We start from the raw sequence: 22206 nt of genomic DNA on the forward strand, positions 1-22206 counted from the left end.
GAGACTCGCGAGCGCCGGCTTGCCGAGCAGCAGCGAACGCCAAGATAGATTAGCGGTGGCATGCGGCACCGTCAGTGCGCGATTGCCTTGCCGGTCGCGGATAACGAGCCCCGTCACATCGACACCGGGCTCGAACCCGGACCAATACGGGGCGAGCTTGCCGATTCGGACATCGGTATGCAGCCGCGCGGCCACGAGTGCCTCGATGCGCGGCCGGAAATCGTCGATTCGCGGCAGCAGCACGTAACGCAGCCCAATGAACAGGGCCGCGACGATGAAGTAAGCGAGAAATGCGACTGCCAGCGAGAAGGTGAGAATTCGGCGCAGCCGCCGATGGTCGTGATGCGCGTGTCCAGCAACGGCGGTTTCGGCGGATTCCTTGTTGTCGGACATGCTGCGGCGAATCGGGGATATGGTAGTTTGGCGTCTCGGACGACGAAATGTATCACAGCGGCCGGCTGTCCCCGCGCACGAGAACGCCCCATCCCGCCTTGCTCGCGGCCCCGCCCCGCCTCGCTCACGTACTGAACGGGCGCCGGGCGCTTCGGGGACACGAGGCGGTGCGCGCCTGCCGCTAACGTTGCAACAAGCGAGCCACGCCTATCCATGACTGCTGAAGCACTGCTGAGTTCCGCTTATTCGTCTTATACCGCGCGCGCGAGCGCGGCGCGGCCCGCATTGTGCGAGCGTATCGCCGCCTTCAGCGAAGCGCCGATCACCCGGGCGCGCATCGATGCGCGATTGCATGAGCTGATCGCCGAACACGGCGAGGCGCAGGGTGCGAAGGAGGGCGCGCCGATCGGCGAGGACGCGCTGCGCTACGGATTGCGCCGGTTGCGCACCGAGGTATTTTGCGCGGTGATGGAGCGTGACCTGGCCGGCCGGGCCGATGTCGCCGAGGTGACGGGCACGATGACGGATCTCGCCGAAGCCGCGATCCAGTGCGCCATCGAGGTCCTGTCCGCCGAGTTGGAGGCGCTGTACGGCGAGCCGCGTGCGGCCGACGGCAACCGGCTCACGCTCGGCGTGGTCGGCATGGGCAAGCTAGGCGGCCGGGAGCTCAACGCTTCGTCCGACATCGACCTGATTTTTGTCTATGAAGACGACGGCGAAACGGCCGGCGGCACACGAGCGGCCCTTTCCACGCAAGAGTTCTTCACCCGGCTCGGACGCCGCCTGATCGGCGCGCTGGCCGAAGCGACGGCGGATGGCTACGTTTTTCGTGTCGACATGCGATTGCGTCCGAACGGCGATTCGGGGCCGCTCGTCTGCAGCTTGGGCATGCTGGAGGAGTACTTCTACGTGCAGGGCCGCGAATGGGAGCGCTACGCCTGGATCAAGGGGCGCCTCGTGTCCGAGCAGGACAGCGATGCGGCGCGACGCCTGTCCGCACAGCTGGAGGCGCTGGTCAAACCATTCGTCTATCGGCGCTACCTCGACTTCGGCGTGATCAGCGCGATTCGTTCGCTGCATCGGCAGATTCGCGAAGAAGCGCAGCGGCGGGCGATGATGCGGCCCGACAAGGCGGACGATATCAAGCTCGGCCGCGGCGGCATCCGCGAAATCGAATTCAGCGCCCAGGTTTTTCAACTGATCCGCGGCGGCCAGGATTCGGGCTTCCGCATTCGGCCGACGCTGGCCGTGCTCCGGCACGCGGCGGCGCGGGGCTTGATTGCGCCGTCCGTTTGCGCGGATTTGTCGAATGCTTATCGGTTCCTGCGCGAGCTCGAACATCGGCTGCAGTACCGCAACGATGCGCAGACCCACGCGCTGCCTGTCGACGAAGGCGAGCGCGCGGCACTCGCTCGCTCGATGGGTTTCGCCGATTTCACCGCGCTCGCGGCGGTGCTCGACGGCCATCGCGAGCGGGTCGAAGCGCAGTTCGACCAGATCTTCGCCGATAAGGCCGGTGCCCATGCGCCGGGGGGCGCCGATGCGGTGCGGGCGGGCGAACTGTGGGACAGCGCGCTCGAAGATGAAACGGCCGACGAACAAGCGATCGCCCGCTTGCAGTCGGCCGGCTTCGCCGACGCGAGCGAAGTGCACGCCCGTTTGAGCGCGGCGCGCCGTTCGTCGCGCTACCAGGGCTTGCCCGAGCGCAATCGCGAACGTTTCGACAAGATCGCGGCGCGTACATTGGATGCCGTGGCGGCGATAGAGCCGTCGGCCAAGCGCACAGCGACACTCGCACGCATGGTCGATTTGCTCGAAGCCGTGGGCCGGCGCGGCGCCTATCTGGCGCTGCTGAACGAATACCCGGCCGCGCTGGAGCGCGTGCTGGACGTGCTCGCCCAGTCGCGCTGGGCTGCCGGCTATTTGATCCGGCATCCGCAGCTGCTCGACGAACTGCTTGACGACGAGGCGATCGGCAGCCCGTTCGATTGGCCGGAATTCAGGAGCCAGCTGCGCGCGCGACTGGCCGCGGCCGACGGCATGGAGCAGCAGATGGACTTGCTGCGGCATGCCCACCAAGCCGAAGTCTTCCGAATCTTGCTGATCGATCTGGCGGGCCGGTTGACGGTGGAGCAGGTTAGCGATCGCTTGTCCGAACTCGCCGATGCCGTGCTCGATGTCACGATCGAGACCGTCTGGCAGCAACTGGCGAAGCGCCATCGCGACGCGCCGCGGTTCGCTGTCATCGCTTACGGGAAACTCGGCGGGAAGGAACTCGGCTATGCGTCCGATCTCGATGTGATCTTTCTATACGACGATCCCGACGACGCGGCCGCCGATATCTACTCGACCTTCACGCGCCGGCTCATAACATGGCTGACGACCTCCACGGGCGCCGGTACGTTGTTCGACCTCGACTTGCGGCTGCGGCCGAACGGCGAATCGGGGTTGCTCATTACCGATCTCGATGCATTTCGCCGCTATCAATTGCGCGAAGGCGATGCCACGAATACGGCTTGGGTCTGGGAGCACCAGGCGCTGACGCGTGCGCGGTTTTGCGCGGGCGATGAACAGATCGGCCGGGCATTCGAAGACATTCGTCACCGTGTGCTGACGACGCCGCGCGAAAGCGCGCCTCTCGCTGCCGAGATCGTGGCAATGCGCGAGCGTGTCGCGGTGGGCCATCCGAATCGCACGGAGCGGTTCGACGTGAAGCACGATCGCGGCGGGATGGTCGATATCGAGTTCGTGGTGCAGTACTGGGTGCTGCTGCACGCGGCGCACGACCCCGAACTCATCCGCAACACGGGCAATATCGCGCTGTTGCGCGAGGTTGCCCGGTTCGGGCTTATGAGCGCAGAGGAAGCGGAGACGGTTGGCGCGGCTTATCGGACTTACCGCAAGCTGCAGCATCAATTGCGGCTCGACGGGATGGAGAAGGCATGCGTGCCGCACGAGCGCATCGAGCGGGAACGCGAGGCCGTGCTGGGGCTCTGGCGGCGGGTGTTTGGTTAGATCGGCGAGGCGGGGCCCACGCCGTTGAGGGCCGCCTGTTCGCATTGTTCTCACGGCGCTTCGGCGCGCGCATCCCACCGCGTACTATCGAGCGTGCCGATCGCGAACGCCAACGCCAGACGCGAAACGCGCCAATCGGCCTGCGATTGGATGACTTGACGTCGTGCGGCCGATAGTGCGGTCTGTGCGTTCAACAAATCCAGTAGCGCGCCAACGCCCGCCGCGTAGCGTTTGCTGGCTACCTCGTAGGCTTCTTGCGCGCTCTGCTGAGTCGCTGCGGCGACATCGAGATTGGCCGTTCTCGTGACGACGTCCTGATAGCTGCGCCAGACCGCCGAAGCAACGTCCAATTCGGCTTTGCGCAGATCCTCGCGATCGATATTGACCTGCGCTTCGGATGCCTGTCGATGGTATTCCTGTCCAAAACCGGCAAATATCGGAATGCTGATCTGTATCCCGATGTATTTGCCGGCTGTGCGCGTGTCGCGCGGAAACGCGCTCAGCGACTTATCGTTGCTGAGCGAGCCGGACAGGGAGACGGTGGGCAATTCCTGCCTGCGCGCAAGTTCGGCGTTCGCCTCGTCGGCCTCGATCTGTGCGCGGGCCATGCGCAGTTTCGGATTGGTCGATTCCGCAAGCTCAAGCAGATCGGAAATCGAAGACTTGAAGTTCACGTCCGGCTGAACGCCCGCGTCGACGTCGACCTTGATATCGGTTTGGACCGGCACGCCCATCTGCACGCAGAGGTTGCCCTGCGCGACCTTTAGCGCTCCGGTCGCATTCGTCCGCTCGAAGATCGCCTGTTGCCACGCCGTTTTCGCCTGCAGTTCGTCGTTGAGCGTACCGGCCCCCGCCATATGCCGGTGCCGTGCGAGCTGGTAACTGCGCTCGGCGTTCGTCTCCGCATCTTTCGCCGCGCCGAGCGTGCTTTCGGCGGTCCAAACGGCATAGAACGCGCCCGCGGTTTGGCCGAATACGGATTGCAGCGTATCTGTGCGGGACGCTTTCGCCAGATCGAGAAGGCGCTTGTAGTACGCCAGATTGGCGTTGCGTTGTCCGAAATCGAAGAGCACCCACGACAACCGTAGTTCTGCATAGCGATCGGAGGTCCGGATCATGGCGTCCGGGAACGTCGGGCCTGATACGGCTTGCGCGTCGGTCGTTCGCGAGCGGGTGCCGCTGGCGTTAATCGTGGGCAGCCACGCAGATTTCGCAACCCCGACCTGCGCCGCATTCAGAAGCATGTTGGCCCAGCTACGTCGTACGGTCGGGTTGCTGCACAAGGCACGGTTGACCGCCTCGTATATCGACAGGGGCGAACTCAGGCTCGCGGCGCTGCAGGCATCGGTACCCTGGGCGATCCGGTTTGGCCCCTGCGCATCGTCTTCCAGGCCAGAGCGTGTCGAAAAGGGATCGATTTGCGCGTGGGTCGATGGCGTGACGAGCAGCACGCCCGCGAGCGCGACGCAGATCGCAGCGGGTGGGATATAGCGCGCTCGGCGCCGCAGGAGGACAGCGCAGCTCATGCGGTGGCGTCCTCGCGGCGCAGATCGATGACGCGGTCGGCCGATGCGATCGTTTCGGGACGATGCGCCACAATGATTCGGGTGATATTCAGCCTGCGCATGGCGGCGTTGACGGCGCGCTCGTTGTTGACGTCGAGATGGCTCGTCGCCTCATCGAGCAGCAGCAGTTTGGGCCGCCGGTAAAGCGCGCGTGCCAGCATGACGCGCTGCCGCTGTCCTGCCGAAAGCGCCGATCCCATATCGCCGATATAGGTGTAGTAGCCCATCGGCATCGCGCGGATATCGGCATGGACAGACGCCATCTTTGCACATTCGGTGATCCACGAAAAATCGGGCGTCGTATCGAAAAAGCTGATGTTTTCCGCAATCGATCCGGCAAACAACCGGTCTTCCTGCATCACGACGCCGATCAAGGCGCGGTAGTTCGCGAGACCGATCTGCCGGATCGGCATGCCGCCCGCGATGATCTCCCCGGAGTGCGGCGTCAATAAGCCGGCAAGCAGCTTGAGCAGCGTAGTCTTGCCTTGGCCAGACGGGCCGACGATTGCGACTGCTTCCCCTGCTTCTACGCGCAGATCGAAGTTCTCAAGAATCTTGGGGCCGTTCTTCGAATAACCATACGACAACTTCTTGACCTCGAGCGTCGGTACGAATTCATCCTGATCCGGCGCTCGCATGACTTCTTCGGGCTCCCTTGCGGTGAGTACGATGTCCGCCAGACGAGCCGCATGCAGTTTCAAAATTCGCAACTCGTAAATCTTGTCGATCAACGACGTGAACCGCGCTGTGAACTGGCCGCGATAGGACAGAAAGGCGAACAGCATCCCAAGCGAAAGAGACCGGTCAATCACCGCTAGCGCGCCGAAATAGGTCACGACGATTGTTTCGAGGCCAAAGATGAAATGGTTGCTTGTTCCCGCTATCAGTTGGAGGCGGCGTGTTCGCAAATCACAGTTCTTTTCGCTGACGACGACGTTCAACCAGCGTGCGAGACGATCCTCGGCTTTGCCGAAGAGCCGCACGCTCTGGATGCCTCTAACCGATTCCATCAGCAGACTCTTGCCGCGCGCGGCAAATACGATCTGCTTCTGATTCGACATTCTGAGCGCACCGTAAAGACCCGCACGCAACACCGCATAGAGCAGGACGGCGAGAATGCTCATCAGCGACAAACGCGCGTTGTAGATCACCATGATGGTGATCGTGCCGATCGACATCAGTCCATCCAGTACCGATTCAACGAAGCCGACGGTGAGCGCTTGCTGGATCGTGTTCACGCTGTCGAATCTCGAAACGATATCGCCGATGTGCCGTTTGCCGAAGTAATCGAGCGGAAGATTCAGCAGATGGCGAAACACGTTGGCCAGCCACTGCACGTTCACCAGCGTGCTGAACGTCGTGACAGCCCACGATCGCAGCGCTTCGGTTGCGATATGGATGACCAACACCAAGCCGAAGCCCAGTGCCAGAACGACGAGCAAATGCCGATCCCCCGTTGTAATCGCCTGATCCGTCACCCACTCCGGATAAAACGGTGCGACGATGCTGAACACCTCGAGTGCAAGCGCGAGCAGAAAGATTTTCAGCAGCCCGCGACCGACACCGCTTGCGCGCCCCATCAGACCGCGCAGGCTGATTTCCTGTCGTTCCCGGCGTGGTTGAAAGGCGGGTGTCGGGACGAGTTCAAGCGCCATGCCGCTGAAATGAAGCGATAGCTCCTTGAGCGACATGCGCCGCGCACCGAGGGCGGGATCGACGATCAGAACATGATCGCGATGAACACGTTCAAGGACGACAAAATGCCGGAAATCCCAATGCAGGATGCACGGCAGCCGCAGCAAATGAAGCTCTTCGGGTTCGAGCCGAACGGCACGCCCGGCAAGGTCCAGCGTCGCTCCAATTCGGATCAGATCGACCAGCGTCAGCCCCTTCAGCGATGGCGAAAAGCGCCGCCTCAACGTCGCCAGATCCGTATCGTAGCCATGAAAGGTTGCGATCATGCTGATGCATGCCAATCCACATTCGGTTGCTTCGGTTTGCAAATGAACGTCAATGCTGCGGCGAAAGCCGAACTGAAGTTGACGGGCCATGGTTGACTCGGGAAAGAATGAGAGGAACCACCGACTATGCGGGCGATGCGATCGTGCAATTACGATGATCGGCGGGTCAGCGTATAGAGCGGTTCGAGAACCCACTCGTACAGCTTGCGTGTATCGAGCACGACGTCTGCGTCGACGCGCATGCCGTCCTGTAACGGAACGGCTTCGCCATAGGCGTTGATGGTTTGCGAATCGAGCGCAACGGTAATCTGATACAGATTCTCGGACCGGTCAGGGTCACCGGTTTCGGTCACGGCTTGTAACTGTGCGGGGCTCAGTGCCGTGCGGGCAATCTGCGTGACCTTACCTGCATAAGTACCGAATTTCTGGTACGGAAACGCCTCATACCGCAGCTCGACCGGCGCACCGATTTTCACGAATCCAACGGCCTTGCTGGGCGCGAATAGTTTCACATCGAGGCGCCCCCCTTGCGGCAGGAGCGACATCAAGGGCGTCGATCCGTTGACGGACTGGCCGGGACGCGCCAGAAGCGCTGTTACCGTGCCAGCGATCTGCGCCGGGATCGTGATTTCCCGATTTGATTCGTTGTCGGCGATTTCGCCGTCCACTTGCAGCATCTGCCGATGAATGGCTCCGAGTTGGTTTTGTTCGTCAAGCGGCGAATTGCGCAGATCGGCCTTCACTTGGGCGAGCTCAGCCTGAGCAGCAGTGCGCTGTCTGCGCAGGTCTTCGAGTTGTGCCTGATCGGTCAGCATGCTCTGCTCATGTTGTTCGAATTCGGACTGCGAGACGACATCGTCCCGCCGCAATTGTGCGAACCGGGCACTGTCTATTGCGCTCAACCTGCAACGCGCCTCCAGCGTCGAGATCTCCGTTTCCAAATGCTGAATTCCCGCGCCGAGCTCGATGGATTTCGCCTTTAGCATCGCTATGTTCTGGTCGAAAATGCTTGCTATGTGCTGCGAATCGTTTTCCAGACTGGAGCGCCGGGCATTCAATTCTGCGGTGATTTGCTGCCGGGAATTACCGGCAGCGCTGGTTCGTTCGGTTGAAACCGCGAGCAAGGGCTGACCGGCCTTGACGACGTCCCCCTCGCTGACGAGCACGCGCACCACGGTGCCGACCGTCGGTGCGAAAATTTCCGCGGCGCCGTTGTCGATCACGACTCGGCCTTCTACTTCTTCCTTCCGCGTGTAATTGGCGAAAAACAGAAACAGAACCACGGCGGCCGCAATGCAAAAGAACAGAATGCTGCTGGTGAGCTGTCGCACGGAACCCGTCAGCACCACCTCACCCAGCCACTGATGCTGACGATATTCGAGTGCGGCAGAACGGAACAACAAGGCGCGCTTACCTTGCTGTTGCGGTTCTACCGCCTCCTCGGCAGAGGGAGGATTTGAAACGTCGCTCATCGGGCTTGGCCTTGGTTTTGCGTCATCGACATCACAGTGCTCCAGGCTGGACCTCATGGCTGCCAGCCATGCGAAGATCGCTCGCCGGGAACCCGTGTTTCGTTCTTTTCAGCAGCCAGTACATCAGTGCGAATGGCAGCGCGCCTTTCAGTACGGCGAGGATGACCCAATCGAACGTGATTACCGGAGCGGAGGCCTGGATATGAGGTAGCGCACCTGTGAAGAACAGTGTTTGCAGCGTTGCGCAGAGGTTCATCATGAAATGCGCGCCGATGGCAAGCTCGAGGCGCTGGTCGCGCAAACTCAAGGCGGACAAGCCAAACGAGCTCGCCAGCATCAGCGTCTTCATTGGGAGGTCGTATTGCGTATGACTAGCTGCAAATAGCGCGGCAACCCCTGCCACGACGACGATCGGAGCGCGTACATATTGCCCGATGGTTTGCGTCAACCACCCCCGGAAATACAGTTCCTCTGCCAATACCGCGAACGGCATGCCGATCAACGCAGCCATCGCGCCGACAATCTGGCTACCATTGGGCCATGCGAGATGACGCAATGGGACCGTCCATGCGCCATATCGCATCGAAGCGTAAAGAAACATCGCTGCGAGCGCGAGCACATTGGCTGGAAGATACAACGCAGCACCCAGCAGGCACCGCCGGATCCTGAACGTCAGGTCAGTGGAGATCAGTGATCGGAAAGGGCGTCGCAGAATGAATTTGCATGCGAGCCAACAACCGAAAATAGCGACAACAGGGTTCATGGTGCCGGATAGAATGGCTTTTCCTGCGTCAGCGATATGCAGATGTTCGAAATAGAGAGACCAGCCTGAAAACATCAGGACACCCAAGACACTCAGTGTGCTCAGAAAGAGGATGAGTAGGAGGGTCAACGCAACGGCCCGCCAGTCGGTACGCCCGGTTCTGGCAAGATCGATAAACGCGCGCGAAAAGTCGTTGTTGGGTTTCATGAGCAGGGTCCGGCTAAGGCAACGTTCGTTCCATTTCGCCATGCAACTGCGATGCGTCATGCGGCAACGATGAAGATAACGGCGTCCAGGCGCGGGCCCAAGCGTCCATCAGCCCTCATCGATCAGGCGGCGAATCCGGCTTACCGGGAATTCAGAGCCTGTATGTCAGTGATACGTTTCAATGATTGTTGCCGTGGCCGCCGTATCCTGCCGCGCTCGCGGCAGCGCCCACGGCATAGCCGGCCGCAAACCCAAGCGGACTGCCCGCGAATGCAGCGGAGTTTGCTTGTTCGGCAGCGCCGAACGACTGCCCGCTAATCGCGGCTTGGTAGCCCGCCGCCATGGCCGTGCCGGTGGGCGTGGTGGCGCCAGAGACCTGACCGAAGGTGCTTATTTCTGCCGCGAGTTGACCGTCGGATGCGGCTTGGGCGACGGCTGCGTTCTGTGCACTGTTGATCCCGGCGTCGGATAGCGCCGTCGCGGCCGTGCAGACCCCTGCCTCGGCTGCGGCATCGCCGTCGCCATCACCGTCGCCGTCCCCATCACCGTCGCCATAGCCGCCGTCCCCATCGCCGTCGCCGCCGTCCCCATCGCCACCTGCCACGTACCTCAGCAAATCAAGATCGTCTATCGTTTGCATTGATTCACTCCTGAAATGCGGGTTTTCATGTGCATCCACAATGGCACCCGCGCAGCCATTGATCAGAGTCGGATCGTCACGGATGAAAGCGCATGCGTCAGGATGTCGAGTGTCACGGCACTTGCGACAGCGCTCGCACGCGCGCCCGCTTCGTCGTCGCGCTGTACGCCAACAGCGTGCTCGGGGTTCTTTGCGAAAAACGCGTTCGCTTCCGTGAAACGCAGCCGCTCGATCACTCGCCATCCCTTATGCCACGCGGTTGCGAGCGCAGCCCGTTCCGAAGCGGCGTCATCCAGTACCGACCATGCGGCCGAAATCATGCTCATCACGCGTGCGCTGTCTGCTGTGCCTCCCCATTTCGATGCGTGGACGAAAACATACGTGTCTGAATGCTGAGCATTCGCCAGGTACATTGAAGCATCGACCAGGGGGTGAATAAGTTCGCGGTGACCTGCCTCAATCAGGCACACGGCTGCTTGCGCGAGACGATCCGCGTCTTGCATGTCGAGCGTCCGCACCTTGGACAGTTCCGCCTGAACCACGCTGACGAAACGACGCAAATCCGGCTGCGCCGCATGCGCCGAAAGATGAATCGAAAGCAGCAGATCGAGGCAGACGCCCGAACGCGCGGGTTGCACTTGAATCCATTCGCGAAGCGGGTCGAGACAAGCGTTTGAGTCTGTGGCCAGGGGACGGCGATCAGCATCGCGGCGTTGGACATTGCGCAGGACGAGCAGGGCGATCGCCGTCCGGAATTCGGGCCATCGCGCACGATGGGCGCCGATCGTTTCAATCACATCCATCAGGCGGTGTTGCGCAACCCGAGCCCAAGCATTTTCGCCAAGCAAATCGGCGGCCCGTTCGAATGCGACCAGCAATTCGACATATTCATCGAGGCCGTTATCCGCTGGCACGTAGCGATCGTCGATAGGATCATAAGTCGGCTTTTCCGGCGTGATGCGATCAAGCCGGCGCGCGATCCCCTGCGCCAGGCCGTGCAGCCATGTACGGAGGTTCGCGCCGTCGCGATGCACCTGCTCGATGAGCGCGCCGCGTACTGGGAGCGGATTCGCTTCGCCTTCGGCGATTGCCCACGTCCAACAAGGGGCAACTTCCCACGTCGCCGCCGGGAAATCGGGTAGCGTCGCGAAAAATGTTTCTTCATCCACCCCGAGTTGCAAGGTCGATACCGGCAGAAATATCTGTGCGCCCGTGTCGTGACGACAGATCAGTGCGTCGCGATCCATGCGAAAGTGGCCGCGGCAGCGCGCGCGGTCCCCAGCACGGCGGCCTCTGAATATCAGCGACAACAGCATCCGCCGCGCGCCCATCCGCTGGCTCATGACCGATTCTTTCAGGCTGCGCAGGTCTGCTTCAGTGTTCAGGGTTTCGCGAACCGGCAAAAGAAGCGTGATGGGCGTTGCGTCGACGTAGCGCGTCATGGCAAGTGCAGAAAGCCGGTTTGCCAAACCGCGGCGAAAATCCTCCGGTTTGCCCTGTACCCCTTGTGCGTCGAACAGCCAGGAGACAAATGAGGTTAGCTCAGGCGCTTCGTGCGGAAACGGTGCGCCATAAACCGGCCACGCCAGATCTTCGGTCTGCCGTTCAACGGTATGACGGAACAAGGTGTGACCTTCCGTCGGGGCGAGTTTGGCATTGCGCAAGGCATGCAGATATTGGCCGCGTTCGTTGCTGTATTCCGGTGAATTCGGTAGTGCGCCGCCGAGTTTTCCTCCTGCGGTGGCTCGTACAACTATCCCAAATTTCCCGGTATCCAAGTTCCCTGGAGCCACTTGCTCGAGCGAACCAAACAGGCTCGCACTGACAACCGTCTCGCGAAGCGAAGCGGCAGACAGATTCGCGCAAGCTTTCGTCGCCGCGATGACGACAGAGGCTTCCGACGACACATCGCTTCCTTCAAACGTCCACTGACCGCCGCGTCCAATGCGCTGCAAGGTCGTCCGGTTTCTCAGACTGATAAAGACACCGCCTTGCGGCCGCGTGCCAGTAAGCCGGTATCGGCCGGGATCGGGCAAGGGGCGATGGTTCGCCAGCGCGTCGACTGTGAGACGCGCAAGTTGCAGCGCCGTCACGTCCACTCGCGATTGATCGTGCCGCCCTTGTACTGCCTCCTGTGCGAGCGGCGGCGTGACCGATACGCCATACAGGCGATTGGCGGTACTGGCGACAACGAGCGTCTGATTGATCGGATCGTATTCGACCGCGCTGGTAATCGCGTCGGGTAGTTGAAACACGCCCGCGAGCGCAAACGTAGCCGGATCGATTGCGCGTACCCGCCCGTTGGTGCTGCCGAACCATATCCACGGCCCGATGCGGGCGGGTGACGAAAAAATCTTGGAATGCGCGCCGATCTTCGCAATCCCTTCGCCGCTCGCGAGATCGATCACATAGAGATACTTGTCAGTCGAGCCGCAGTAGGCGCGAGCACCGTCGATCAGCGGTGTGGTGTAGACGGCGTTGCCTGTCTGAATGCAGAATTTAAGTTCGCCGGTATCGAGACTCACGCCACGAATCCCGCCGTCGAACGAGCCGAACACGACTTGGCGGCGATCGGGATCGAGCGCGGGTGCGTGCTTGATGGCTCCGTCCGTCTGGCATTGCCAACGAATGGCGCCCGTGCGTGCGTCGAGCGCCAATAACGCGCCATCGTTGCTGCCGCATATCACCAGCGAAGCGTCCGCTGCATAGAGCGGGGACCCATGGACATAGCCGCGAACAGGATATTCCCAGGTCTTACGACCGGTGTTCGCGTCGACCGCCGCTATGCCGCCACCGCGCGTCGGACTGCCATACTCGACGCCGATAAAAATCAGATTCAGATCCGTCGCATACGTCGGAGAGGAGCCGATCCAGTCCGGTTCGACGTATCGCCAGATCTCGCGTCCGGTTTTGGCGCAGAGTGCATAGAGGTTGCCGTCGTAGCCGCCAAAAAAAATGCGTTCAGGCGTGACGTACGGGGTAGACCAGATTCCTTTCGACCGAGCTGTGGTGATCTTGAAGGTCCAGCATGTTTCGCCGCTGGCGCCATCGACGCAACGCATTTCGCCGCTATCCGTGCCGAAATAGATACGCCCGTTCTGTGCGCGCGGTGCCGACTTGGGCACGACAAAATGATGATTGGCGGACGCGGCCTTATTGACCCAGCGGACGATGAACGAAAGCTGCGGACTATGGTTTTTTGCGGACGACAGCTTGAGTCCGAAGTCATGAAGGGCATAGACAGATTCGACCGTGAGACCATTCCGCTTTTGCCACTCGTCACCTGTGCGAGACCCGTAATCGATTACGGTCCAGACTTTCCAAATGGTTTGATTGATTTCGCTGAGTACCACTCTGGATTGCTCAAGACTCGCTCCGCTATTGAAAATATCGTCTACGAGCATAATCGGTGCGTCCGAAATTTCACCTTCGATTACGTTCATTCGACCATATCGCTTGCGCTCCTTGTGGATAACAAAGCCGCTAACGTTATATCCGTTCCGTGCGGCGGCCATGAGGATCGCCGCAACGAGCGGTACCGCGGCCATCTCCATTCCGCCGACCTGAAATGGCAATTGAGCCGCGTAACGTTCCCAAAACAATTCCGCAAGTGTGTCGAGACCCATTGGCGACAGCAGAATCGGCCGCAGATCGATTAACCACGACAGGGTTTTGCCAGCCGACGATACAAGGCGATGATGAGGGGCGCGAAATATGCATTTCGATTCGATCGTATCGCGCAACAGGTCTCGTTTTATCCGTCCGGAATCTGTCATGGGGAATGCTCTAGTCGGAAGACATCGATTGTGCGCCGCGTGACTTTTGCATGCTTGAAAGTTTGCAAGTCAAACTGCGTGGCCACTCTAGCAAGCACCTTTTGAATAATCAAGGGGTGATATTACGTTTCTTGTAATTTAAGCGGACAGCTGCGGATACCACGCTAATTATACAGAACGGTCTGAGTCGAATGGCGTGCGGTTTTTGATTGCCCGATTTTCATGCGGAAGAACGATGTTGAGGTGCTCCAGGTCAGCCTCAGCGGCCGTTTCTGTTAATTTTGCATCAGTTTGGTGCGTGTACTCTGGCTCGGGATTTACTGTTTTGAAATTATTCTGAAAGTAACATTTCGAAATAAATTATTTGATGTGCATGAATAAGGAGTGCGCTATTCGATGCGAAATGCATAAATGTGCTTCGAGCGCGTGGGCCCAGTATCCCCAGATCCGACATTCGAATTCGCCGTCATGCGGAGTGCCGGTGAGAGCCAGCCGAGACTCGAAACGTTTTCGCTTATCGATGGCAAACTGGAAAACGCCAGCTCGGCGGTTCGTCTCACCGGAGAGAGGAAAGTGAGGCTTTGGGCGGAGCAGCACCCGGCAGTCAGACAATATGCGCAAGAGCGGCCGGGCGAGCGCTGCCCGCTCTGCCGCGAGCGCTACGCCGCCAGCATTTCCTTGGCATGCCGCCGCGTGGTGGCCGTGATTTCGAGCCCGCCGAGCATGCGCGCCACTTCTTCAATCCGGCTGGCGTGATCGAGTGCGACCACCGTCGAAAGCGTCGTTCCGCCGGTGCCTGCGGCCTTCGCCACTTGAAAATGATGATCGCCGCGCGCCGCGACTTGCGGCAGGTGGGTCACGCACAGCACTTGCCGGTCCCGCCCGAGTTGATGCAGCAAGCGCCCGACGACTTCCGCCACGCCGCCGCCAATGCCGGTGTCGACTTCGTCGAAAATCAACGTGGGCGTCGGGCTGGCGGTGCTGGCGATGACGGCCAGCGCCAGACTGATCCGCGCGAGTTCGCCGCCCGATGCGACTTTCGCGAGCGGCCGCAGCGGCACGCCGGCGTGGCCCGCGACGCGAAACTCGATCTGCTCGAGCCCATGCGCGCCGCCCTCGGCCAGCGGCATGAGCGCCACTTCAAAGCTGCCGCCCGCCATCGACAACTCCTGCATACCGGTGGTCACCGCTGCCCCGAGTGACTTTGCAGCCTTTGCGCGTGCCTTCGACAACTGCTTGGCTTCGTTCATATAGGCTTGCCGCGCCTTGTCGACGGCGGCCGTCAATGCATCGAGATCGGCGGCGGCATCGAGCGCCGCGAGTTGCGCCCGGCGCGCTTCGTGCTCCTGCGGCAGGGTTTCCGGCTGCAGACGGAACTTGCGCGCCAGCGAATGCAGCGCATCGAGACGCTGCTCGACTTGAGCGAGGCGGTCGGGATCGAGTTCGAGCCGCTGGGCATAATGGCTTAGCGAATACGCGCCTTCGCGTAATTGAATCTCGGCCGGCTCGAGCGCGGCGAGGGTGTCGTTCAGTCCGGGATCGATGTCGGCCAGATCGCGCAACTTCGAAATGATCGAGCCGAGCTGGCTGATCATCGCGCCGTCGGATTCCGCGATGGCGTCGAGTGCGCCGCGCACCCCTTCGATCAGATTGGCCGAATGAGCGAGCCGCCGATGCTCGGCGCCGATTTCCTCCCACTCGCCGGGTTGGGGGGCAAGCTTGTCGAGCTCCGCCAGTTGCCAGGCCAGACGCTCGCGTTCGAGTTGAAGCTCGCGGTCTTTCGAGGTGGCGAGCTCCAGGGCCTGCTGCGCGTCGCGCCAAGCGCGGTGGGCGCGGGCGACATGCGCGGCGGTTGCCGTCAGCCCGGCGTGCGTATCGAACAAGGTACGCTGCGCATCGGGCCGCATGAGCAACTGATGCGCATGCTGGCCATGGATGTCGACGAGCATTTCGCCCACCTCGCGCAGTTGCGCCAACGTGGCGGGCGTGCCGTTGATGAAGGCCCGCGAGCGCCCGTTGGCATCGACGACGCGCCGCAGCAGCACGCGGCTATCGCCGCCGGTGCCGGCCGTATCGCCGCCGAGCGCGTGTTCGTCGAGCCATTGCTCGACGTTGGCGCCGGCTTGGAATTCGGCCGTGAGATCGGCGCGCGTCGCGCCCGTGCGGACGACGTCGGCATCGGCGCGGGCGCCGAGGGTCAAGGCGAGCGCGTCGATCAGAATCGACTTGCCCGCACCGGTTTCACCGGAGAACACGGAAAAGCCGCGGTCGAATTCGAGGTCGAGCGCGGCGACGATGACGAAGTCGCGTATCGAGAGGTGGCGGAGCATGGGCGTGGTGTTAACTGCGTGTGGTGCGGGGCCGACGGGCGTTCAGGCGCGCCTGGGGGACCGGATCAAGGCGCCTTGTCATCGCTTTGCTCGTCGGACGGATGCTCGTTCCAGTGAAGCTTTTGCCGCAGCGTCGCATAGTAGCTGTAGCCGACGGGATGCAGGAAGGGCACCGTGTACCGCGAGCGGCGCACCTCGATCGTATCGTTGAGCTTGACCGCGGTGAACGACTGCATGTCGAAGTTCACGTTCACGTCGCGCCCGCCGATAATCTGGATGCTGACGTTCGATTCGTCGGGCAGCACGATCGGACGGTTCGACAGCGCGTGCGGGGCGATCGGCACGAGCACGATCCCTTGCAGCTGCGGATGCAGAATCGGGCCTTGCGAGGACAGCGCGTAAGCGGTCGAGCCCGTGGGCGTGGCGACGATCAGGCCGTCCGAGCGTTGGATATACATGAAGCGCCCGTCCACCAACACGCGCAGTTCGGTCATTCCCGAAAAGCCGCTGCGGTTGACGACGACATCGTTGAACGCCAACGCGTGATAGATGGGCTCGCCCTCGCGCATGATGCGCGCCTCGAGCAACGTGCGCTCCTCGCGCTCGAAGCTGCCGCCCAGCATCTGGACGACGCGCTGGCTCATCTCGGAGATCGGGATGTCGGTGATGAAGCCCAGGCGCCCTTGGTTCACCCCGATCAGCGGCGTGCGGTAAGGGGCGAGCTGCCGGCCGATGCCGAGCATCGTGCCATCGCCGCCCAGCACGACCGCCACGTCGGCACGCGCGCCGATCTCGGCGGGCGTGAGCGCGGGATGGCCCGATGCGCCGATGTCGCGCGCGGTCTCGGCTTCGAACACGACTTGGAAGCCGCGCTGCCCGATGCAGGCGGCGAGCGCCGTCAGCGGCTCGCCGATGCCTGGCGTGTTGCTGCGCCCCACGAGCGCCACTGTCTTGAATTGGCTGCCAATTTCCATGCCGGCATTACACCATAGGTGTGTGTCGAAAAGAACCTTCGTCGTGGTTTGCCCTGTCTCGGCGGCCGGGCGCATCGTCCCGGGGGCACGATTTGTCGCTAGAATGGTGTTGTCCCGACAGACGCCGGCGGCTAGGCGTGCCCGTCGCCGGTCAAGCGTTGCATGTTTCCGGCCCGACCGATACGCCGTGTACCCGCGAACGCTCGGGCGCCATCCTGCGCTCACGGGCAGGCACGTCGTTCGGCTAAAATTTTGCGTCATGCTAGACCCTCGCGCACAAACTCTCCTCAAAACGCTGATCGAGCGCTATATCGCCGAAGGCCAGCCCGTCGGCTCACGCACGTTGTCGCGCTACTCGGGGCTCTAATTGAGCCCCGCGACGATCCGCAACGTGATGTCGGATCTCGAGGAGCTCGGGCTCGTCGCGAGCCCGCATACGTCGGCCGGCCGCATTCCCACGCCGCGCGGGTATCGCCTGTTCGTCGACACGATGCTCACGGTGGAGCCGGTCCAGGACGACGAGGCCGTCGAGCGCGTCGTACGCAAGACGTTGAGGCCCGGCGAGCCGCAGAAGGTGGTCGCGGCCGCGGCCAGTGTGCTGTCGAACCTGTCCCAGTTCGCGGGCGTGATCATGACCCCGCGCCGCAGCCATGTCTTCAAGCAGATCGAGTTCATGCGCCTGTCGGCCAAGCGCATCCTGCTGATCATCGTGACGCCCGAGGGCGACGTTCAAAACCGCATGATGGCGACCCAGCGCGACTATTCGCCGTCGCAGCTCATCGAAGCATCGAACTACATCAATGCGCATTTCGCGGGGCTTTCGTTCGACGAAGTGCGCCGGCGCCTGCGCGAGGAAATCGATCAGTTGCGCGGCGATATGACCGCGCTGATGCACGCGGCCGTCACGGCCAGCACCGAGGAAAGCGACGAGAGCGAGACCGTGCTGATTTCGGGCGAGCGCAACCTGCTCGAAGTGGCGGATTTGTCGTCCGACATGGCCCGCCTGCGCAAGCTGTTCGACGTATTCGATCAAAAGACGAGCCTCCTTCAATTACTCGATGTCTCGAGCCACGCACAAGGCGTGCAGATCTTCATCGGTGGCGAATCGACGCTCGTGCCGATCGAGCAGATGAGCGTCGTGACAGCGCCGTACGAGGTGAACGGCAAGATTGTCGGTACGCTCGGCGTGATCGGCCCGACGCGGATGGCCTATAACCGCGTGATCCCGATCGTCGACATCACCGCACGGCTGCTTTCCACCGCACTGAGCCAGCCGTAACGGCCGGCGCGCCCCGCCGTTGTAGCGCACTGCGGCGGGCCCGGCGGCTGTGCCGCTGCGCGTACCCGCTAAGCCTTCGCTGAGCCCCCGGTCATCCGGCGGGCGCCGCATGCCCATCGTGCACCGGTTGACGCTCGGGCGCCATTGGCCGGACGGACGAGGGCGGCCGCATCGAGGGCGCCGCTATAATGATCCTCACGTCAACATCAGCGGCGCGTGGTTTCGGCGCCGCGCCCATGCCTCGCCTTCGGCGCTTCCTATTGCCCATGCGTTTCGATCTCGAGTTGCCGTCGCAGCCCGCCAGCGCCCATCGCGTCGCCGTGCTGCTGATCAACCTCGGCACGCCCGACGCGCCGACCCCGCGCGCCGTGCGCCGCTACCTGGCCCAGTTCCTGTCCGATCCGCGCGTCGTCGAAATTCCCGCGCTCGCCTGGCAGCCGCTGCTGCGCGGCTTGATCCTGCCGCTGCGCGGGCGTTCCTCGGCGAAGAAATATGCGGCCGTCTGGATGCCCGAAGGCTCGCCGCTGCGGGTGCATACCGAGAAGCAGGTGGAGGCGCTGCGCCAGTTGCTGCACGCGAACGGCTATCGGGTGCTCGTCGATTACGCGATGCGCTACGGCACGCCCGGCATCGGCGCAATGCTCGGTCAGCTCAAGCTCGCGGGCGCCGAACGCGTATTGTTGATGCCGATGTATCCGCAATATTCGTCGTCCACGACGGCCACGGCCTTCGATGACGCGTTCGCGGCGCTCGCGCGCATGCGCAACCAGCTGGAGGTGCGCACCGTTCGCCACTATGCCGACCATCCGGCCTATATCGCCGCGTTGGCCGAGCAAGTGCGGCGCTACTGGGGCGCACACGGCCAGCCCGATTTCGCGGGCGGCGACAAATTAGTCCTGAGTTTTCATGGCGTACCGAAACGCACGCTCGATCTCGGCGATCCCTACCACGATCAGTGCCGTACCACCGCCGCACTGTTGATGTCCGCGCTCGGTTTGACCGCTACCGAGTGTCGCATCACGTTCCAGTCCCGTTTCGGCCGGGCCGAGTGGCTACAGCCCTACACGGCCCCCACGCTGCGTGAACTGGGTGCGGCAGGCGTGCGCCGGGCGGATGTCTTTTGTCCGGGCTTCACGGCCGATTGTCTCGAGACGATCGAGGAGATCGGTCTGGAGGTGCGCGAGGCGTTCCTGCACGCGGGCGGGAAAGAATTTCATCGCATCGCCTGCCTGAACGCGGCGCCCGCCTGGATCGGGGCGCTGGGGGAAATCGTCGCCCAGCAGCTGCAGGGTTGGCCGGCGCACGAGAGCCTGCCGGCGGGCGTGCCGGCATGAACCGGGCGTATTGCCCGAAGGGGCGCGAACGGTTGCCTGGCGGGCAGGGTCGTTGCGTGCCCGATAGGTCCGATCTATCCGCCAGGCCCGACACCGCTCGCACGGCGGCGCCGATCCTCACCGGTCTTGCCCGAGCCGAGCCGAACGGCACGGCTCGCTGCTTGCCCCGCCCACGATTTCGGGCATTCGCGCGTGCGTTTCACCTGAAGACAGAACGATGAACTACAAGATTTCGACCGAACCCGGCGCACGCATGCGCATCGACAAGTGGCTCTGGGCCGCGCGCTTCTTCAAGACGCGTTCGATGGCTGCTGACGCCGTCGAAAAGGGCCGGGTGCGGATTGGCGGCGCGGCCGTGAAACCGGCCAAAGACGTCCGGGTCGGCGATCTCGTTGTCGTCGAGATCGAGCGGATCCTATGGGAAGTGCAGGTGCTGGGGATCTGCGAAGTGCGCGGGCCGGCGAGCGTCGCGCAAACGCTTTACGGCGAGACGCCGGAGAGCCGGGTCAAACGCGAGGTGGAAGCCGAGCGGCGGCGCACGTACCGAGAACCGGCAGCCGCGCTGCAAGGGCGGCCGACCAAGCGCGATCGGCGCGTCATCGACAAGCTTTCGGGTGGGGACTGAACAGGGAGTCGATCGCGGCATGCGCGCCGCCGTACTCCGTCGTGCAATCGGTTACGGCGCCGGATAAACAGATGGTCGTGGTTCCCGCGACGAGTACCAGAGCGACCACCGCGATGGCCAAGGTCAGTTTCACGGTACTCCCTCACGCGGGGACAAGCGACACGGACGCAAACGCTTCGGATGGGTCAAGCCACGGCGCGTCGGTACGGGACACCGGACACGAAGCGCATAAAGGCAGTTTAGGGCAAACCAGGATGGCGCTCAACGCAGTTCTGGGGTTTTTGCCGTAATCGATGTTACCGTTCGTTTCCGGTCGACGCACATTGTGCAAAAAAGGGGCGAGCAGGGGCTTGAAACGCCGCGGGGCACCCCCATTTGCCCACGCGATGCCGCGACGGCACAGTCGTTTTTCGGCAACGGGTCGGCGGATACCCCGGATTCCCGTTGCGAGGACTGTCAAGGCGAGATGCCTCATCGCCGGCCGCCGCTTCGATTTCATTTTTTGGACGATTTTCAGCGACATGGACAATACGCAAGACAATCCGGCCAGCCAGCAACCGTCGTCAGTGGACGCCGCCGCACAGCAAGGCGTTGCCGAGAACGTCGCCGCGCAATCTGCCGCTGCGCAGGGACAGCCCGGTGGCGCCGACGCCGCACCCGATGCCGCGCTTGCCGAAGCACAGGCCAAGCTCGCGGAACTCAACGAGCATTTCTTGCGTGCGAAGGCCGAAACGGAGAACGTGCGCCGCCGCGCCGCGGAAGACGTAACCAAAGCGCGCAAATTCGCGATCGAAGGCTTCGCCGAGCATCTGCTGCCAGTGCTGGACAGCCTCGAAGCCGCGCTGGCCGATACCTCGGGCGACGCCGCCAAGCTACGCGAGGGCGTCGAGTTGACGCTGCGCCAGTTGACGAGCGCCATGGAAAGGGGGCGCGTGACGGTGGTGAATCCCGTTGGCGAGAAATTCGATCCCCATCGCCACCAGGCGATTTCGATGGTGCCGGCCGAGCAAGAGGCGAATACGGTCGTCTCCGTGCTGCAAAAGGGCTATGTGATCGCCGATCGCGTGCTGCGTCCGGCGCTCGTCACGGTTGCGGCTCCGAAGTAAGCGGGCCCCTTGAAAACGCTGCGTCGGCACACATCTTGGGTGCAAGGTTGAATTGAGCGGGCGGCCGCGCGAAGCGCCGTCCCGTCGAAGTGATCGGAATATCTCGGAGAGTACGAAAAATGGGCAAGATTATCGGTATTGACCTCGGCACCACGAACTCGTGCGTGGCGCTGATGGAAGGCAACCAAGTGAAGGTGATCGAGAACTCGGAGGGCGCGCGTACGACCCCGTCGATCATCGCTTACATGGACGACAACGAAGTGCTCGTCGGTGCGCCGGCCAAGCGTCAGTCGGTGACGAACCCGAGGAACACGCTGTTCGCGGTCAAGCGCTTGATCGGCCGTCGCTTCGAAGAAAAAGAAGTGCAAAAGGACATCGGCCTGATGCCCTACAAGATCATGAAGGCCGACAACGGCGACGCCTGGGTCGAAGCCCACGGCGAAAAGCTCGCGCCGCCGCAAATTTCCGCGGAAGTGCTGCGCAAGATGAAGAAGACGGCCGAAGACTACCTCGGCGAGCCGGTCACGGAAGCCGTGATTACGGTGCCGGCGTACTTCAACGACAGCCAGCGTCAAGCGACGAAGGACGCGGGCCGCATCGCGGGCCTCGAAGTCAAGCGGATCATCAACGAGCCGACGGCAGCCGCCCTCGCGTTCGGTCTGGACAAGGCCGAAAAGGGCGACCGCAAGATCGCCGTGTATGACCTCGGCGGCGGCACGTTCGACATCTCGATCATCGAGATCGCCGACGTCGACGGCGAAATGCA

General features: G+C 62.3%; 14 protein-coding genes and 1 pseudogene. 6 read left to right on the forward strand and 9 right to left on the reverse strand.

All coding sequences use genetic code 11. The features are described from left to right. A partial coding sequence (locus ACTHL0_RS07790) for a YhdP family protein (RefSeq protein WP_440566140.1) occupies positions 1 to 393 on the reverse strand: 393 nt, incomplete at its 3' end. 213 nt (positions 394 to 606) lie between these two features. Here ACTHL0_RS07790 and glnE point away from each other — a divergent pair. After that, positions 607 to 3408 carry a bifunctional [glutamate--ammonia ligase]-adenylyl-L-tyrosine phosphorylase/[glutamate--ammonia-ligase] adenylyltransferase gene (gene glnE / locus ACTHL0_RS07795; protein WP_440566141.1) on the forward strand — a complete coding sequence of 934 codons (2802 nt, stop codon included), beginning with the start codon at positions 607 to 609 and terminating at the stop codon, positions 3406 to 3408. Between the two features lie 50 nt (positions 3409 to 3458). Here glnE and ACTHL0_RS07800 read toward each other — a convergent pair whose 3' ends face one another. From ACTHL0_RS07800 to ACTHL0_RS07835, 8 genes are all read right to left on the reverse strand, one after another. Further along, the gene (locus tag ACTHL0_RS07800) at positions 3459 to 4934 is read right to left on the reverse strand and encodes a TolC family protein (RefSeq protein ID WP_440566142.1); all 1476 of its coding nucleotides are present in this window, start codon (positions 4932 to 4934) and stop codon (positions 3459 to 3461) included. After that, complete coding sequence (locus ACTHL0_RS07805) at positions 4931 to 7024, reverse strand: peptidase domain-containing ABC transporter (protein ID WP_440566143.1); 2094 nt, start codon at positions 7022 to 7024, stop codon at positions 4931 to 4933. The genes ACTHL0_RS07800 and ACTHL0_RS07805 overlap by 4 nt, the downstream gene beginning before the upstream one ends. A 59-nt stretch (positions 7025 to 7083) precedes the next feature. Beyond that, a complete protein-coding gene (locus ACTHL0_RS07810; RefSeq protein ID WP_440566144.1) occupies positions 7084 to 8463 on the reverse strand; it encodes an HlyD family secretion protein in 1380 nt (459 codons plus the stop codon). Beyond that, complete coding sequence (locus ACTHL0_RS07815; protein ID WP_440566145.1) at positions 8438 to 9376, reverse strand: lysostaphin resistance A-like protein; 939 nt, start codon at positions 9374 to 9376, stop codon at positions 8438 to 8440. Before ACTHL0_RS07815 ends, ACTHL0_RS07810 begins: the two co-directional genes overlap by 26 nt. Positions 9377 to 9554: 178 nt before the next feature. Further along, a complete protein-coding gene (locus ACTHL0_RS07820) occupies positions 9555 to 10016 on the reverse strand; it encodes a hypothetical protein (protein WP_440566146.1) in 462 nt (153 codons plus the stop codon). Positions 10017 to 10078: 62 nt separating this feature from the next. Continuing rightward, positions 10079 to 13642, reverse strand: coding sequence for an outer membrane protein assembly factor BamB family protein (locus tag ACTHL0_RS07825; protein WP_440566147.1), 3564 nt, complete (start codon positions 13640 to 13642; stop codon positions 10079 to 10081). Between the two features lie 809 nt (positions 13643 to 14451). Continuing rightward, positions 14452 to 16122 carry a DNA repair protein RecN gene (gene recN / locus ACTHL0_RS07830; protein ID WP_440566148.1) on the reverse strand — a complete coding sequence of 557 codons (1671 nt, stop codon included), beginning with the start codon at positions 16120 to 16122 and terminating at the stop codon, positions 14452 to 14454. 65 nt (positions 16123 to 16187) lie between these two features. After that, positions 16188 to 17096: an NAD kinase gene (locus ACTHL0_RS07835; RefSeq protein ID WP_440566149.1), complete on the reverse strand. Its 909-nt coding sequence runs from the start codon at positions 17094 to 17096 to the stop codon at positions 16188 to 16190. Here ACTHL0_RS07835 and hrcA point away from each other — a divergent pair. The 5 genes and pseudogenes from hrcA to ACTHL0_RS07860 form a co-directional block, all read left to right on the forward strand. After that, positions 17095 to 18375, forward strand: a pseudogene (gene hrcA / locus ACTHL0_RS07840) (heat-inducible transcriptional repressor HrcA). The gene ACTHL0_RS07835 and the pseudogene hrcA sit on opposite strands and share 2 nt — an antisense overlap. A 266-nt stretch (positions 18376 to 18641) precedes the next feature. Next, positions 18642 to 19709 carry a ferrochelatase gene (gene hemH / locus ACTHL0_RS07845; protein ID WP_440566153.1) on the forward strand — a complete coding sequence of 356 codons (1068 nt, stop codon included), beginning with the start codon at positions 18642 to 18644 and terminating at the stop codon, positions 19707 to 19709. 217 nt (positions 19710 to 19926) lie between these two features. Continuing rightward, on the forward strand, positions 19927 to 20334 hold the full coding sequence (locus ACTHL0_RS07850; protein WP_440566150.1) for an RNA-binding S4 domain-containing protein: 408 nt from the start codon (positions 19927 to 19929) through the stop codon (positions 20332 to 20334). Positions 20335 to 20855: 521 nt separating this feature from the next. Continuing rightward, positions 20856 to 21440 carry a nucleotide exchange factor GrpE gene (grpE, locus tag ACTHL0_RS07855; RefSeq protein WP_440566151.1) on the forward strand — a complete coding sequence of 195 codons (585 nt, stop codon included), beginning with the start codon at positions 20856 to 20858 and terminating at the stop codon, positions 21438 to 21440. A 119-nt stretch (positions 21441 to 21559) separates the two neighbouring features. Then, a partial coding sequence (locus ACTHL0_RS07860; RefSeq protein ID WP_440566152.1) for an Hsp70 family protein occupies positions 21560 to 22206 on the forward strand: 647 nt, incomplete at its 3' end.

The sequence above is a fragment of the Trinickia sp. genome, assembly GCF_051961175.1.
In the GTDB taxonomy this organism is placed as follows: domain Bacteria; phylum Pseudomonadota; class Gammaproteobacteria; order Burkholderiales; family Burkholderiaceae; genus Trinickia.

What these genes read in the sequence shown, in the direction of transcription:
- glnE (WP_440566141.1), top strand. Translation starts at nt 607, where the DNA reads ATGACTGCTGAAGCACTGCTGAGTTCCGCTTATTCGTCTTATACCGCG.
- ACTHL0_RS07800 (WP_440566142.1), bottom strand. Translation starts at nt 4,934, where the DNA reads ATGAGCTGCGCTGTCCTCCTGCGGCGCCGAGCGCGCTATATCCCACCC.
- ACTHL0_RS07805 (WP_440566143.1), bottom strand. Translation starts at nt 7,024, where the DNA reads ATGGCCCGTCAACTTCAGTTCGGCTTTCGCCGCAGCATTGACGTTCAT.
- ACTHL0_RS07810 (WP_440566144.1), bottom strand. Translation starts at nt 8,463, where the DNA reads ATGAGGTCCAGCCTGGAGCACTGTGATGTCGATGACGCAAAACCAAGG.
- ACTHL0_RS07815 (WP_440566145.1), bottom strand. Translation starts at nt 9,376, where the DNA reads ATGAAACCCAACAACGACTTTTCGCGCGCGTTTATCGATCTTGCCAGA.
- ACTHL0_RS07820 (WP_440566146.1), bottom strand. Translation starts at nt 10,016, where the DNA reads ATGCAAACGATAGACGATCTTGATTTGCTGAGGTACGTGGCAGGTGGC.
- ACTHL0_RS07825 (WP_440566147.1), bottom strand. Translation starts at nt 13,642, where the DNA reads ATGGGTCTCGACACACTTGCGGAATTGTTTTGGGAACGTTACGCGGCT.
- recN (WP_440566148.1), bottom strand. Translation starts at nt 16,122, where the DNA reads ATGCTCCGCCACCTCTCGATACGCGACTTCGTCATCGTCGCCGCGCTC.
- ACTHL0_RS07835 (WP_440566149.1), bottom strand. Translation starts at nt 17,096, where the DNA reads ATGGAAATTGGCAGCCAATTCAAGACAGTGGCGCTCGTGGGGCGCAGC.
- hemH (WP_440566153.1), top strand. Translation starts at nt 18,642, where the DNA reads ATGCGTTTCGATCTCGAGTTGCCGTCGCAGCCCGCCAGCGCCCATCGC.
- ACTHL0_RS07850 (WP_440566150.1), top strand. Translation starts at nt 19,927, where the DNA reads ATGAACTACAAGATTTCGACCGAACCCGGCGCACGCATGCGCATCGAC.
- grpE (WP_440566151.1), top strand. Translation starts at nt 20,856, where the DNA reads ATGGACAATACGCAAGACAATCCGGCCAGCCAGCAACCGTCGTCAGTG.